The following is a 13484-nucleotide window of genomic DNA, read 5'->3' on the forward strand; positions in this document are numbered from 1 at the left end:
TGGGGTCCGCGAGGGCATCACAGCATGGGGCGGCCGCCGGTCACCGGCAGCACGGCGCCGGTGATGTAGCTTGCCTCCTGCGACGCCAGCAGCACATAGGCCGGGGCCAGCTCGGCCGGCTGCGCCGCACGGCCCAACGGGGTGTTTTCGCCGAAGTGCTCGACCTTTTCCGGCGGCATGGTCGACGGGATCAGGGGTGTCCACACCGGCCCGGGGGCAACACAGTTCACCCGGATGCCTTTCTCGGCCAGCAGCTGGGCCAGCCCCGCGGTGAAGTTCGCGATCGCCCCTTTGGTCGTGGCATAGGGCAGCAAGGTCGGCGACGGCGACTTCGAGTTGATCGAGGCTGTGTTGACGATCGAGCCGCCGGGCTTCATGTGCGCCACGGCCGCCTTCGACAGGTAGAACTGGCTGTGGATGTTGGTGCGGAAAGTCTTGTCCCACTCCTCGGCGGAGATCTCCTCCAGCGTCTCGTGAGTCATCTGATAGGCGGCGTTGTTCACCAGGATGTCGAGGCCGCCCAGCTGCCGCACCGCCTGCTCGACCAGTTCGCGGCAATGGCCTTCGTCGCTGACGTCGCCGGCGATCGTCACCGCCCGGCGGCCGGCCTTCGTCACCCAATCGGCGGTTTCGCGGGCATCCTCATGCTCGCTCAGATACGAGATCAGGACGTCGGCGCCCTCCCGGGCAAAGGCGATCGCCACGGCGCGGCCGATCCCGGAATCCCCGCCGGTGATCAGCGCGACCTTGCCGTCCAGGCGGCCGCTGCCGCGATAGCTGTCCTCGCCATGGTCGGGGCGCGGGTCCATCGCGGACGTCGTGCCCGGCGGCCGCTGCTGCTGTGCCGGCTGAGGCGGCTGCGGGCCGGCCGTCTTCGGATCGGTCATGATGGTCTCCGTCGGATGTCCGGACCTCGATAGACAGGCCGCCGGACGTCAGGATCTCCTGCAGGCCGTGACGCGGCGAGCGGGACGTGGCCCGGCATCGGATCGATGCCGGGCGGATCATCGCTCGCCGCAGCGCCGGATCAGGCCGCCTTCCGGTTGAGGCTGCTTTCCGCGAGCTTCGACAGCAGCTGGTCGGTCTTCTTCTCCTCCTGCAGCGTCTGCTCGAGCAGACGCACGGCCTCCGGCATGTTCAGCTTGGCGGCCCAGGCCTTCAGCGTGCCGTAGCGGGAGATCTCGTAGTGCTCGACGGCCTGGGCGCCCGAGAGCAGCCCGGCATCGAGCGCGGAGGTGTTCTTGAACTCCTCCATGATCTCCTTGCCTTCGTCGATGATGCCGATGATGGCGTCGCAGGTCTTGCCCTGCGCCCGCTTGCCCAGCAGCTCGAACACCTTCTCGAGGCGGTCGACCTGGCCCTCGGTCTCGTCGCGATGCGTCTCGAAGGCGGCCTTGAGTTCGGCGGATTGGGCGGCCTTCGCCATCTTGGGCAGGGCCTTCAGGATCTGCTTCTCCGCGTAGTAGATGTCCTTCAGCGTGTCGAGGAACAGGTCGTCGAGTGTCTTTTCAGTCGTCGCCATGGGTTACCCCCTATCGATTGCCACCTGACGGCCGGAAGCGATCGAACGCGCCGTGCCGCAGACGACAAGTCAATAGGCGTCACCTGCTCTCCGTTCCTCGAAAGTCTTCTTTCCAGATGGCGAAACGGTACGAGGCGGCGAAACGAGAAGGCGAAATGTAACAAACTATAATCTGTCGTTACTTCAAAGATCTGAAGCGAGCCAACGTGGATCTACTGCCATTTCTGAGGATGATCTCGCCGGTCTGGATCGACCTGGCTGGACCGACGGGGTACGCCACAGACCTCGTCGACGGCATCAGTGGTTCGACAACGATTCATCGGCGCGTGCAGGGGTCGCCACCGCGGCGTCCGGATCCCGGACCGCCCGCAGGTCCCGCATGAGCAGGCAGGCAAGTCCGGCGAGGACACAGGCGCCTGCGCTCAAGCCGATGACCGTCTCGGGCGACAGGACCCTCAGCATGAGCCCGCCGGCGCCCACCCCGAGCGGAGCGGCCGTCCACAGGATTGCACGCCGCGCGGCGAAGGCCCCGGCAAGGTGGCGCGCCGGGACCCGCCGCTGGATCACGGACGCCTCCAGCGCCACATACGGCCCCCAGGCGATGCCGCCGAGGGCCATGAAGACGATTGCCGCCGGCATGTTGTGGACGAGTGCCAGCGGTGCCGTTGCCAGGCCGAAGGCGACGACGCTCAGCGCGTTCATGAGCCCCGGGCCGCGACGGGACAGGGTTTTGACGAGCAGCAGGCCGGCCATCGCGCCGATGCCGAATGCGGTCCACAGGAGCCCGAAGCCGGCGGCGCCGGATCCCAGCCGGTCGCGCACGAACACGGCGAGCGCCGGCTCCAGCGGGCCATAGGCGAAATAGTAGACGATGCTGAGGGCCAGCAGCGCCCGCAGGGCCGGGTCCGAGGTCAGCGGACGGAAGCCCAGCCAGCCGGCGGCGCCGTGGTTCTCCATTCGGGCGTCCGGAGACTCACCGGCCGAATGGTCCAGGGCGGGAAGACCGGCGGCGAGCAGCCCGGCGATGAGGAGGCAGGCGACCGGCACCGCCACTGCCGCCGCTCCACCGAGGGCGGCCGCCAGGGCGCCACCCAAAGCCGGCCCGAAGATATAGGGCAGCTGGTCTCCCACCGACAGCAGCCCGTTGGCGCCGGCAAGGTTGCGCCCTCGCGCCATCGACGGCAGCAAGGCGCGTGATCCCACATAGGTGAAGGGCGAGAGCGCCCCGGCCATGGCGACACAGACAAAGACGACGACGAGGTCGAGGCTGCCGACCCAATGCAGCAGCGGGACCGCCGCCAGGACCAGGGCGCGGGCCAGGTTGTCGGTCGCCATGAGCCTGGCGGCGCCGTACCGGTCGAGCAGCCTGCCGGCCAATGGCCCGGCGACGATCGCCGGGACCTGATGCGCCAGCACCACCATGGCCGCCATGGCCGGTGCGTTCGATTCCTCGAGCACGAACCAGAGCAATGCAATGAGCATGAACTGGTCGGCCGTGGTCGCCAGCAGCAGCACGGCCGTCAGCCGGGTGGTGCCCGACATCGCCATCTCACTCTTCCGATACGGAGCGGCTGATCGGACAGCGATCGCCACACGAGGCCCAATCGCACCGCCGGCAGCCGCGATCGGCATCCGCCCGCCGCCGGGGCTTCGCACAAAGCATCGCGTCGATGATGCGGACGAGCCCCGCACGGTCGCCGGCATCGAGCGGCGCCAGCAGCGCTGCCAGCGCCTGGGACCGGGCTGCCATCAGCCTCGCGACCAGGGCGCTCCCGGCCGGAGTCAGGGCCAGCGCCACCTCGCGACCCGAGCGGGACCGGGTCAGCAGGCCGTCGCGCTGCAGGCGATCTGCCAGCCGCACCGCTCCGGAATGGGTGAGGTCGAGACGCCGTCGCAGCCAGTCCAGGCTGCGGCCGCCATTGTTCGCGATCAGCACCAACGCTTCATGGGCGCTTTCGTAGAGCGGCTCCCCGGCGCCTGCCGCCTCTGTCGCATCGGTGATCGCCAGCCCGAAGGCACCGAGCAGGTTCGCGACGTATGACTCATTCATACGACCGCAACATGGAACGGCCGGTGCCGGTTCCTTCCGTCGGATCGCCTGCCGCTTGCACTGCGCTGGGGTGCACAAAAGAAAAGGGCCTGGCCGTCGCCGGCCAGGCCTCTTTTACTTGGTGGAGCCAAGCGGGATCGAACCGCTGACCTCTACAATGCCATTGTAGCGCTCTCCCAGCTGAGCTATGGCCCCGAAACTCTGGGTGACGCACCGTCCGGGGTGTTTTCCGGGGGGCGTCAGCGGGGCCGGATCTTATTCATCCGCCCCGCCTATGCAAGAGGTTTTTTACAGGAATTTTTCAGGCCCCGCGATCAGCGGTTCCGCTCCTCGCCGTCATCCTCGATTTCGACGTCGACATCCTCCTCGCCGAGGTCGTCGGCATCCTCGATCAGGACGTCCGCGTCCTCGACGAGATCCTCCTCGGCGTCGAACTCGTCGGCCGGCGCCTTCTCCTTGGCGGCGATGTCCTCGTCCTCCTCGACCAAGGTCTCGTCGAGGTCGCCCTCGTCGATCACCTCGACCTCCTCGGCCGCCTCCTCGTCGTCGCCGGCCTCCTCGGTCTCGGTCTCGTCCAGCGCGTCGCTGTCGTCGTCCTTCTTGACGGCACGCACCTTCTCGACCGGCTCATCGACGATGATGGACCGCGACCGGCGCGACTTCAGGAAGGCCTCCGGGTCGTACTCGGTGCCGCATTTCGGGCAGATGATCGGGTCACGCTGCAGATCGTAGTAGCGGGCCCCGCAATTGTGGCAGATGCGCTTGGCGCCCCATTCAGGCTTCGCCACGCCGGCCCTCCTCGGGTCATGTCGGGATAGAGGGCGCCATCTGCCACGCAGAATGCCGGCTGTCAAAAACAAAACGTCATCGAACCGGCCGGTCGCCGTTCCACCGCCGTCCCGGCCATGCTATCAGCCCGCGGGTTCGACAGTTCTCGCCCCGGGGCGCAACCCGGGGCCGGTGATGGGGATGGTCGCCTTGCATCTCGTGATCTCGCGCCTCGTGATCTCGCACCCGGCCGGCGCCCTGGGCCCGGCGGCATGACCGTCATCGCCATCGACGGCACCGCCGCCTCGGGCAAGGGCACGCTGGCCCGCCGCCTGGCCGCTTCCTACGGCTTCGACCATCTCGACACCGGCCTGCTGTACCGCGCCGTCGCCGTCGCCGTGCTGCGCGCCGGCGGCAATCCGGACGACCCGATCGCCGGCCTCGCCGCGGTGCTGGCGCTGGATCCGGCAGTGCTCGGCGACCCGGAGCTGCGCGGCGACGCCGCGGCCCAGGCGGCCAGCCGGGTGTCCGCCATCCCCGGCGTGCGCACCGCGCTGCTCGACTTCCAGCGCCGCTTCGCCGCGCGCCTGCCGGGGGCGGTGCTCGACGGCCGCGACATCGGCACCGTGATCTGCCCGGACGCCCCGGCCAAGATCTTCGTCACCGCCACGCTGGAGACCCGCGCCGCCCGCCGGTGGAAAGAGTTGCGGCAGCGCGGCCACCAGTCTATATACGGCGAGGTCCTCGACGACCTGAGACAGAGAGACGAGCGCGATCGTCGCCGCGCCGTGGCCCCCTTGGTCCCGGCGAGCGACGCTTTTCTGTTGGATACAAGCCAGCTGACGGCGGACCAGGTGTTCGATCAGGCTCTGGCCTATGTGTCCCGGCGGATCGGCCCCCCGCGCGACGCTGTCTGACCCTCGGGCCGTCGGCGATCATATGATGGAGATACGGGCATCGGGCCCGGCCCGGCCATCGCGCTCTCCCAGGCGGGACGACCCGCCGGCGCGACGACCGGTTTGTCTCTAACGGGAGTTTTCATGGCTACTAGTTCCGCCGCCGTCAAATCGACCGAGAGGGAAAGCTTTGCTGCCCTTCTCGAGGAGTCGCTCGGCCAGTCCGAGAGCTTCGAGGGTACCGTCGTCAAGGGCCGGGTGATCTCGGTCGACAACGACATGGTGCTGATCGATGTGGGGCTGAAGTCCGAGGGGCGCGTGGCGCTCAAGGAATTCGCCGTTCCGGGCCAGCAGGTCGAGCTCGTCCCGGGGGACACCGTCGAGGTGTTCATCGAGCGCATGGAGGACAAGAACGGCGAGGCCGTGCTGTCCCGCGAGAAGGCCAAGCGTGAAGAGGCCTGGACCGCGCTCGAGAAGTCGTTCACCGACCAGCTGCGCGTCACCGGCATCATCTTCGGCAAGGTCAAGGGCGGCTTTACCGTCGACCTGAACGGCGCCGTCGCCTTCCTGCCGGGCAGCCAGGTCGACATCCGGCCGGTGCGCGACATCAGCCCGCTGATGGGCACGCCGCAGCCGTTCCAGATCCTCAAGATGGACCGCTCGCGCGGCAATATCGTGGTGTCGCGCCGCGCCGTGCTCGAGGAGAGCCGCGCCGAGGCCCGCTCCGAGCTGGTCGCGAACCTCAAGGAAGGCCAGGTCCTCGAGGGCGTGGTCAAGAACATCACCGACTACGGCGCCTTCGTCGATCTCGGCGGCGTCGACGGTCTGCTGCACGTCACCGACATCGCGTGGCGCCGCATCAACCACCCGTCCGAGGCGCTGCAGATCGGCCAGGCCGTCAAGGTCCAGGTCGTCCGCTTCAACCCGGAGACCCAGCGTATCAGCCTCGGCATGAAGCAGCTCGAGGCCGATCCGTGGGAGGGCGTGGTCGCCAAGTACCCGGCGGGTGCCCGCTTCCGCGGCCGCGTGACCAACATCACCGACTACGGCGCCTTCGTCGAGCTGGAGCCTGGCATCGAAGGCCTGGTCCATGTCTCGGAGATGAGCTGGACCAAGAAGAACGTCCATCCGGGCAAGATCGTCTCCACCTCCCAGGAGGTCGAGGTGATGGTGCTCGACGTCGATCCGGTGAAGCGCCGCATCAGCCTCGGGCTGAAGCAGTGCCTGCCGAACCCGTGGGAAGTGTTCGCCGAGAAGTACCCGGCCGGCACCGAGCTCGAGGGCGAGGTCAAGAACATCACCGAATTCGGTCTGTTCGTCGGCCTGCCGGGCGAGATCGACGGCATGGTTCACCTCTCCGACATCGCCTGGGACCGCCCGGGCGAAGAGGCGATCCAGGAGTTCAAGAAGAGCGACCAGGTCAAGGTCAAGGTCCTCGACGTCGATGTCGAGAAGGAGCGCATCAGCCTCGGCATGAAGCAGCTCACCGAGGACACCTTCGACAAGGCGGCCAGCACCGGCGGCCTGCGCAAGGGTGAGGTCGTCACCGGCACGGTCACGGAAGTGAACGACGGCGGTGTCGAGGTCTCGGTCGGCGACGGCCTGATCGGCTTCATCCGCAAGTCCGACTTGTCGCGCGACCGGTCGGAGCAGCGGCCGGACCGCTTCTCCGTCGGCGACAAGGTCGACGCCAAGGTGATGCAGGTCGACCGCGCCGCCCGCAAGGTCTCGCTCTCCATCAAGGCCAAGGAGGCCGAGGAGGAGAAGCAGGCGATGCAGGAGTACGGCTCGTCCGACTCGGGTGCCTCGCTCGGCGACATCCTCGGCGCCGCCCTGCGCCGGGCCCGCGAGAACACGACCGAAGAGAAATAAGCCAAGGCTCCACGGCCTCGGCCGGGCCCGTCTCCGCAAGGAGGCGGGCCCGTTTCTTTTGGGGCGTCGGGACTTGGGCGTGACCAACGCGATCTAACCATTGACAAGCCGGCCGTGGTGGCCGACGGACGGGGCGGGGGGAGAGAAAGCGCCGGTTCCGAACTCCGAAAGGCCCCCCTCATGAGCGCAGCCGCGACCTCCCGATCGAAGGCGATGGCCGTCCTCCGCGTCTCCAGCGGCAACTTCCTGGAGATGTACGACTTCATGGTCTACGGCTATTACGCCGCCTACATCGCCAAGGTCTTCTTCCCGACTGACAGCGAGTTCGCCTCGCTGATGCTGTCGCTCGGCACCTTCGGGGCCGGGTTCCTGATGCGGCCGCTCGGCGCCCTGGTGCTCGGCGCCTATATCGACCGGCACGGACGGCGCGCCGGACTGCTGCTGACGCTCGGGCTGATGGCGGTCGGCACCCTGACCATCGGCCTGCTGCCGGGCTACGAGACCCTGGGCCTGCTGGCACCGGTCCTCGTCCTGCTCGGCCGGCTGCTGCAGGGCTTCTCGGCCGGGGTCGAGCTCGGCGGCGTCTCGGTCTACCTGGCCGAGATCGCGACCCCGGGGAACAAGGGCTTCTACACCGCCTGGCAATCGGGCAGCCAGCAGGTGGCGGTGATCGTCGCCGCCCTGCTCGGCGTGCTGCTCAGCACGCTGCTGCCGCCGGACTCGGTCGCGCTCTGGGGCTGGCGGGTGCCGCTGCTGGTCGGCTGCCTGATCGTGCCGCTGATCTTCCTGCTGCGCCGCTCGCTGCAGGAGACCGAGGCCTTCCAGGCCCGGGCGCATCGCCGCCCGACCGTGGCGCAGATCATGCGCTCGCTGGCCGACAACTGGGCCGTCGTCCTGCTCGGCATGATGCTGGTGACGATGACCACGGTCAGCTTCTACCTGATCACCGCCTACACCCCGACCTTCGGCAACCAGGCGCTGCACCTGGCCAGCATCGACAGCCTGGTGGTGACGCTGTGCGTCGGCATCACCAACCTGGTCTGGCTGCCGCTCTCGGGCGCCTTGTCCGACCGGATCGGCCGCACGCCCATTCTGGTCGCCTGCACCCTGCTGATGCTGGTCACCGCCTATCCGGCGATGCTGTGGCTGGTCGAGGCCCCGTCCTTCGGCCGGCTGCTGGAGGTCGAGCTGTGGCTGTCCTTCCTCTATGGCAGCTACAACGGCGCCATGATCCCGTTCCTGACCGAGATGATGCCGGAGGATGTGCGCACCAGCGGCTTCTCGCTGGCCTACAGCCTGGCCACCGCGACCTTCGGCGGCTTCACCCCGGCGGTCTGCACCTGGCTGATCCACGCCACCGGCAATTCGGCGATGCCGGGGCTGTGGGTGTCCTTCGCCGCGCTCTGCGGGCTGGCCGCGACTCTGCTGATGGTCCGCGGCCGCGGCGGCATGGCCCCGGAGATGCGACCGGCGGAGTGATCTCCCGGACCGGAAATCCCTTTGTCCAGAAGCACTTGCCCTTGCTTTCGCGCGGCCGTGCTGGCACCATCGCCGCTTGCCGCCAACTCAAGCGAGGCGACGCGGCCATACCGTGTCGACAACAAGGCGGCGGACAGGGATTCGGGGGACATGACGAAGTCCGAGCTGATCATGCGGCTTGCCGAGCGCAACCCGCACCTCTACCAACGCGACGTCGAGCGCATCGTCACCACCATCTTCGACCGGATCACGGCGGCTCTGGCGGAGGGCCAGAGGGTCGAGCTCCGCGGCTTCGGTGCCTTTTCGGTGAAGCGCCGCGACGCGCGCACCGGGCGCAACCCGCGCACCGGCGTGGCGGTCGACGTGTCGGAGAAGCTGGTGCCGTTCTTCAAGACCGGCAAGCAGCTGCGCGAGCGGCTGAACACCGATGAATGACGGGCCCGGAACGCCGGGTTCGGCCCACCACGAGGGATAGCCCGTGCGGTACATCGCCTGGATCGTCACCATCCCCTTCGCCGTGCTGCTGCTGTCCTTCGCGATCAGCAACCGCGAGCTGGTGACGCTCGGCCTCTGGCCGCTGCCGTTCCGGATCGACGCGCCGGTCTATCTGGTGGCGCTGCTGCCGCTGCTGTTCGGCGTCGTGATCGGCGGCCTCGTCCTGTGGTTCGGCCGCTTCGCCACCGGCCTGCGCATGCGCCGGCTGGAGACCCGGCTGGCCGCGACCCAGAAGGATCTGGAGGGGCTGAAGGCGCGGCAGCGCCCCGGCATCCCGGCCACCGCCAACCGCAATGGCGATCCGACCCGTCCGGCCCTGCCCGCTGCCGGCCAGCGCTGACACCATCATGCTCGCCATCGACGCCGCCGCCCTGGACCGGGCGATCGACACGCGCGCCCTGATCGAGGCGCTGCGCCAGGCCTTCCGCCGCGAGGTCGAGGCGCCGCTGCGCCACCACCACACGGTGCCGACCGCGGCCGGCGACGCCACGCTGCTGATCATGCCGGCCTGGGAGCGCGAGCAGGCGATCGGCATCAAGCTGGTGTCGCTGATGCCGGGCAACCCGGCGAAGGACCTGCCTTTCATCGTCGGCTCCTACCTGCTGCTCGACGGCGCCACCGGCGTGCCGCGGGCGATCATGGACGGGCCGACCCTGACCAACCGCCGCACCGCCGCGGCCTCGGCCCTGGCCGCCGACTACCTGGCCCGGCCGGATGCGTCGCGCATGGTGATGGTCGGCGCCGGGGCGCTGGCGCCGCATTTCATCCGCGCCCATGCCGCGATGCGACCGCTGACCGACATCGCCATCTGGTCCCGCCGGCCGGAGCAGGCGATCGAACTGGCCGAACGCCTTGTGACCGAAGGCCTGCCGGTCCGCGCCGTGACCAACCTCGAAGCCGCGGTGCGCGACGCCCACATCGTCTCCTGCGCCACCCAGTCGCGTGAGCCGATCGTGCGCGGCGCCTGGCTGCAGCCGGGCGCCCATCTCGACCTCGCCGGCGCCTATCTGCCGGCGATGCGCGAGAGCGACGACGAGGCGGTGCGCCGGTCGCGGATCTTCGTCGACACCCGCGCCGGGGCGCTGGCCGAGGCCGGCGACCTGCTGCAGCCGATCCGGGCCGGGGTGATCGGCGAGGACGCGATCCTGGCCGACCTGCACGACCTGACCCGTGGCACCGCGCCGGGACGGGGCTCGCCGGACGAGATCACCCTGTTCAAATCGGTCGGCACCGCCCTCGAAGACCTCGCCGCCGCCCGCCTGGCGGTGTCGACGCTGGAGGGGCAGGGGAGCTGACCGGAGGTTCGCACGCGCTTCCCCATTCTGTCATCGCCGGGCTTGACCCGGCGATCCAGGGGCCACCCAGAGCGGCTCTTGCCGCCCTGGATGCCCGGGTCAAGCCCGGGCATGACAGTGTAGGGTGTTGAATGAGGCGGGGTCGCAGATGACCGGCATCGCCGTCGAGCGGCCTGGGACGGTTCTCAAGAGGATCGGGACATGAGCGTCTTTCCTTTGCGGTTGCCGGACGATCTGAAGGACAAGGCTGCAGCCCAGGCGGCCGAGGCTGGTGTCAGCCTGAACCAGTTCATTGCGGTGGCTGTTGCCTCCCGCGTCGGCGCCCAGGCCGAGGCGGAGCGCTACTTTGCGGCACGTGCCGCCCGTGTTGTCCCTGGCCGGGCCAAAGCTATTCTGGAGAAAGCCGGCATCGGCAATCCGCCGCGGGCCGACGACGAGATCGAATCCTGATCGGGAAGACAGCATGACCAGCATCGTCGTCGGCGCCGGGGTGATGGGGCTGGCCACCGCCTGGCATCTGGCCCGGGCCGGAGAGGCCGTCACGGTGCTGGAGCGGGGGCCGATCCCGAACCCGTCGGCGGCTTCGTGGGACAGCCACCGGCTGATCCGCGCCCTCTATCCCGGCCGGCCCGGCTATACCCGCATGGCGCTGGACGCCTATGCCGCCTGGGACGAGGTCTGGGCCGCCGCCGGCGTGAGTCATTATGAGAATTGCGGCTCGATCGCCTTCAGCCGGGCCGAGGGCGACTGGGCCGATGGCTGCCGCGCTCCGCTCGACGCGCTCGGCGCCGCCTATGAGCTGCTGCCGACGGAGGAGCTGGCACGCCGCTTCCCCTTCCTGATCCCGGACGGCATCCGCTGGGGCCTGTTCACGCCCGAGGGCGGCGTGCTGTTCGCCCACCGGATCGTGGCGACCCTGGTCGAGCTGTGCCGCACCGCCGGCGTGACGCTGCGGCCGGAGGCGCCGGTCCGGGCGGTCGACGCCGAGGCCGGCACTGTCACCTTGGCCTCGGGCGAGACGCTGCGGGCCGAGTCGGTGGTGGTCACGGCCGGCGCCTGGATCGGCGGGTTGTTCCCGGACCTGGCCGGACGGCTCACCTCCTACCGCCAACTGGTGGTCTATCTCGACCCGCCGGCTGAGCACGCCGCCGCCTGGGCCGCGGCGCCGGGCATCATCGACTGCGGCTTTCCGGACGACCACTGGGCGATCCCGCCGGTCGGCGGCACCCGGCTGAAGATCGGCATCGGCGCCTGGAAGCGGCGGGCAGATCCCGAGGCCGATCCGGCCGTGGCGGCGGGGGAGGCGGAGGCCTTCCGCGAGCGCTATCGCCCGGTGCTTCGCGACCTCGACGAGTATCGCATTCTCGAAGCCCGTCCCTGCCGCTATATCTTCACCGCGGACAGCCGCTTCGTGCTGGAGCGGCGCGGCCGGGCCTGGCTGGTCAGCCCCTGCTCGGGCCACGGCTTCAAGTTCGGAGCGCTGATCGGCCGGGCGGTGGCCGACGGCGTGCTCGGCCGGCGCGAAGCCGCGGAGCTGACGACCTGGGCGGCCGGCCACCTGCCGGCGGAAGGAGTGCGGGCATGACCACAAACCCGGTCTACGTCGCCATCGACGCGCCGACGGTGGATGAGGCGAAGCGGCTGACCGGCCTGGTCGCGGGCGCGGTCGGCGGCATCAAGCTCGGCCTCGAATTCTTCATGGCGGCAGGGCCGGAGGGGGTGCGGGCGGCCCGGCCCGCCGGCGTGCCGCTGTTCCTCGACATCAAACTGCACGACATCCCGAACACCGTTGCCGGCGCCATCCGCTCGGTGGTGCCGCTGTCGCCGACCTACATCACCCTCCACGCCTCCGGCGGCCGGGCGATGATGCAGGCGGCGGCCGAGGCCGCGCGGACCGAATCGGAGAAGTGCGGCGTGGCGCGGCCGAAGCTGCTCGGCGTCACCGTGCTGACCAGCCTCGACGTCGCCGATCTCGAGGCGGTGGGGCAGGGGATGGAGGTCGCCGGCCAGGTCGAGCGGCTGGCCCGGCTGGCCGAATCGAGCGGCCTCGACGGCGTGGTCTGCGCCCCGACCGAGATCGCCCGGCTGCGCCGCATCCTGAAGCCCTCGACCGTGCTGATGGTGCCCGGCATCCGCCCGGCCGGGTCGGATGCCGGCGACCAGAAACGGGTGATGACGCCGAAGGAGGCGATGGAAGCCGGCGCCACCCATCTCGTCATCGGCCGGCCGATCACCGCCGCGCCCGACCCCGCCGCCGCCGCCCGCGGCATCGCCGGCCAGCTCGGCCTGGCGCTTGATGCAGAGGCTGCGGCTCCCCAGACTCCTGTGCCATGAGCATCGTCGACACCAAGATCTGCGGCATCCGCACCCCCGAGGTGCTCGAGGCCGCGGCGAAGCACGGGGCCCGCTGGGTCGGCTTCGTCTTCTACCCGCCCAGCCCGCGCTCGGTGGCGCCGGATCTCGGCGCCGAGCTGGCGCGCATGGTGCCGACCGGGCTGCGCAGCGTCGGCCTGTTCGTCGACCCGACCGAGGACGAGCTCGAAGCCGTGCTCGGCCGGGTGCCGCTCGACATGATCCAGCTGCACGGGTCCGAGACGCCGGCGCGGGTGGCCGAGATCCGCGGCCGCTGGGCCATGCCGGTGATGAAGGCGATCAAGATCGCGGCCGTCGAGGACCTGGCCGCGATCCCGGCCTATGAGGCGGTGGCCGACCGGCTGCTGTTCGACGCCAAGCCGCCGAAGGGCGTCGCCTCGCTGCCGGGCGGCAATGGCCTGGCCTTCGACTGGTCGATCCTGTCCGGCCGGACCTGGAGCAAGCCCTGGATGCTGGCCGGCGGCCTGACCGAGGCCAATGTCGCCGAGGCGGTGGCCCGCACCGGCGCCAACGTGGTCGACGTCTCCTCTAGCATCGAGGAGCGGCCCGGCCACAAGACGCCGGAGCGGGTGCAGCGCTTCCTCGCCGCGGTCCGTGAGCTCACCGACGCCAAGGCCTGACCGCCGCCCTGCGCTCACTGCGGGTCTGGAATGCGCGCGCCTCGGGCATTCGCCACAAATGTTTGGCGCGGGCTGCGGTCGCCGGTAAGGTCACGGCTCCTCCGCCCCATTAAT

At 69.6% G+C, this 13484-nt stretch carries 15 protein-coding genes and 1 tRNA gene; 10 read left to right on the forward strand and 6 right to left on the reverse strand.

Features of this window, described 5'->3' with window-relative positions; all coding sequences use genetic code 11:
* Window positions 1-17: 17 nt before the first annotated feature.
* The 6 genes from QFZ27_RS15910 to QFZ27_RS15935 all read right to left on the reverse strand — a co-directional run bounded on the left by QFZ27_RS15910 (window position 18) and on the right by QFZ27_RS15935 (window position 4360).
* Complete coding sequence (locus QFZ27_RS15910) at window positions 18-887, reverse strand: SDR family oxidoreductase (protein ID WP_429227352.1); 870 nt, start codon at window positions 885-887, stop codon at window positions 18-20.
* 140 nt (window positions 888-1027) lie between these two features.
* Window positions 1028-1522: a YciE/YciF ferroxidase family protein gene (locus QFZ27_RS15915; protein ID WP_429227353.1), complete on the reverse strand. Its 495-nt coding sequence runs from the start codon at window positions 1520-1522 to the stop codon at window positions 1028-1030.
* A gap of 297 nt (window positions 1523-1819) precedes the next feature.
* On the reverse strand, window positions 1820-3070 hold the full coding sequence (locus tag QFZ27_RS15920; RefSeq protein ID WP_429227354.1) for an MFS transporter: 1251 nt from the start codon (window positions 3068-3070) through the stop codon (window positions 1820-1822).
* A 1-nt stretch (window position 3071) separates the two neighbouring features.
* Window positions 3072-3572, reverse strand: coding sequence for a MarR family winged helix-turn-helix transcriptional regulator (locus QFZ27_RS15925; RefSeq protein ID WP_429227355.1), 501 nt, complete (start codon window positions 3570-3572; stop codon window positions 3072-3074).
* A 119-nt stretch (window positions 3573-3691) separates the two neighbouring features.
* Window positions 3692-3767, reverse strand: a tRNA-Ala gene (locus QFZ27_RS15930).
* 119 nt (window positions 3768-3886) lie between these two features.
* A complete protein-coding gene (locus QFZ27_RS15935) occupies window positions 3887-4360 on the reverse strand; it encodes a TIGR02300 family protein (RefSeq protein WP_429227356.1) in 474 nt (157 codons plus the stop codon).
* A gap of 252 nt (window positions 4361-4612) precedes the next feature.
* Here QFZ27_RS15935 and QFZ27_RS15940 point away from each other — a divergent pair, with 252 nt between their 5' ends.
* The 10 genes from QFZ27_RS15940 (at window position 4613) to QFZ27_RS15985 (ending at window position 13370) form a co-directional block, all read left to right on the forward strand.
* Window positions 4613-5257, forward strand: coding sequence for a (d)CMP kinase (locus tag QFZ27_RS15940; protein WP_429227357.1), 645 nt, complete (start codon window positions 4613-4615; stop codon window positions 5255-5257).
* A 123-nt stretch (window positions 5258-5380) separates the two neighbouring features.
* Window positions 5381-7108: a 30S ribosomal protein S1 gene (gene rpsA, locus QFZ27_RS15945; protein WP_429227359.1), complete on the forward strand. Its 1728-nt coding sequence runs from the start codon at window positions 5381-5383 to the stop codon at window positions 7106-7108.
* 213 nt (window positions 7109-7321) lie between these two features.
* Entirely contained in the window at window positions 7322-8587 is a 1266-nt protein-coding gene (gene tcuC, locus QFZ27_RS15950) for an MFS transporter (RefSeq protein WP_429227360.1), read from the forward strand.
* A gap of 150 nt (window positions 8588-8737) precedes the next feature.
* A complete protein-coding gene (gene ihfB, locus QFZ27_RS15955) occupies window positions 8738-9022 on the forward strand; it encodes an integration host factor subunit beta (RefSeq protein ID WP_429227361.1) in 285 nt (94 codons plus the stop codon).
* Between the two features lie 43 nt (window positions 9023-9065).
* On the forward strand, window positions 9066-9422 hold the full coding sequence (locus tag QFZ27_RS15960; protein ID WP_429227362.1) for a lipopolysaccharide assembly protein LapA domain-containing protein: 357 nt from the start codon (window positions 9066-9068) through the stop codon (window positions 9420-9422).
* Between the two features lie 7 nt (window positions 9423-9429).
* Window positions 9430-10377, forward strand: coding sequence for a bifunctional Delta(1)-pyrroline-2-carboxylate/Delta(1)-piperideine-2-carboxylate reductase (gene lhpI, locus QFZ27_RS15965; protein ID WP_429227363.1), 948 nt, complete (start codon window positions 9430-9432; stop codon window positions 10375-10377).
* A 201-nt stretch (window positions 10378-10578) separates the two neighbouring features.
* Complete coding sequence (locus QFZ27_RS15970; RefSeq protein WP_429227364.1) at window positions 10579-10827, forward strand: toxin-antitoxin system HicB family antitoxin; 249 nt, start codon at window positions 10579-10581, stop codon at window positions 10825-10827.
* Window positions 10828-10840: 13 nt separating this feature from the next.
* Window positions 10841-11962 (forward strand): NAD(P)/FAD-dependent oxidoreductase, encoded by a 1122-nt coding sequence (locus QFZ27_RS15975; protein WP_429227365.1) that lies wholly within the window; start codon window positions 10841-10843, stop codon window positions 11960-11962.
* Window positions 11959-12711, forward strand: coding sequence for an orotidine-5'-phosphate decarboxylase (pyrF, locus tag QFZ27_RS15980; RefSeq protein ID WP_429227366.1), 753 nt, complete (start codon window positions 11959-11961; stop codon window positions 12709-12711). Before QFZ27_RS15975 ends, pyrF begins: the two co-directional genes overlap by 4 nt.
* A complete protein-coding gene (locus QFZ27_RS15985) occupies window positions 12708-13370 on the forward strand; it encodes a phosphoribosylanthranilate isomerase (protein WP_429227367.1) in 663 nt (220 codons plus the stop codon). Before pyrF ends, QFZ27_RS15985 begins: the two co-directional genes overlap by 4 nt.
* The last annotated feature ends 114 nt before the right edge of the window (window positions 13371-13484 follow it).

The sequence above is a fragment of the Inquilinus ginsengisoli genome (genome assembly GCF_050434925.1).
GTDB lineage: Bacteria > Pseudomonadota > Alphaproteobacteria > DSM-16000 > Inquilinaceae > Inquilinus > Inquilinus ginsengisoli_B.

Bases quoted from the DNA above. Each gene is read 5' to 3' on its own strand.
- QFZ27_RS15915 (WP_429227353.1), bottom strand. From the start codon at position 1,522: ATGGCGACGACTGAAAAGACACTCGACGACCTGTTCCTCGACACGCTG.
- QFZ27_RS15975 (WP_429227365.1), top strand. From the start codon at position 10,841: ATGACCAGCATCGTCGTCGGCGCCGGGGTGATGGGGCTGGCCACCGCC.
- lhpI (WP_429227363.1), top strand. From the start codon at position 9,430: ATGCTCGCCATCGACGCCGCCGCCCTGGACCGGGCGATCGACACGCGC.
- QFZ27_RS15985 (WP_429227367.1), top strand. From the start codon at position 12,708: ATGAGCATCGTCGACACCAAGATCTGCGGCATCCGCACCCCCGAGGTG.
- QFZ27_RS15910 (WP_429227352.1), bottom strand. From the start codon at position 887: ATGACCGATCCGAAGACGGCCGGCCCGCAGCCGCCTCAGCCGGCACAG.
- pyrF (WP_429227366.1), top strand. From the start codon at position 11,959: ATGACCACAAACCCGGTCTACGTCGCCATCGACGCGCCGACGGTGGAT.
- tcuC (WP_429227360.1), top strand. From the start codon at position 7,322: ATGGCCGTCCTCCGCGTCTCCAGCGGCAACTTCCTGGAGATGTACGAC.
- ihfB (WP_429227361.1), top strand. From the start codon at position 8,738: ATGACGAAGTCCGAGCTGATCATGCGGCTTGCCGAGCGCAACCCGCAC.
- QFZ27_RS15925 (WP_429227355.1), bottom strand. From the start codon at position 3,572: ATGAATGAGTCATACGTCGCGAACCTGCTCGGTGCCTTCGGGCTGGCG.
- QFZ27_RS15940 (WP_429227357.1), top strand. From the start codon at position 4,613: ATGACCGTCATCGCCATCGACGGCACCGCCGCCTCGGGCAAGGGCACG.
- QFZ27_RS15920 (WP_429227354.1), bottom strand. From the start codon at position 3,070: ATGGCGATGTCGGGCACCACCCGGCTGACGGCCGTGCTGCTGCTGGCG.
- rpsA (WP_429227359.1), top strand. From the start codon at position 5,381: ATGGCTACTAGTTCCGCCGCCGTCAAATCGACCGAGAGGGAAAGCTTT.
- QFZ27_RS15970 (WP_429227364.1), top strand. From the start codon at position 10,579: ATGAGCGTCTTTCCTTTGCGGTTGCCGGACGATCTGAAGGACAAGGCT.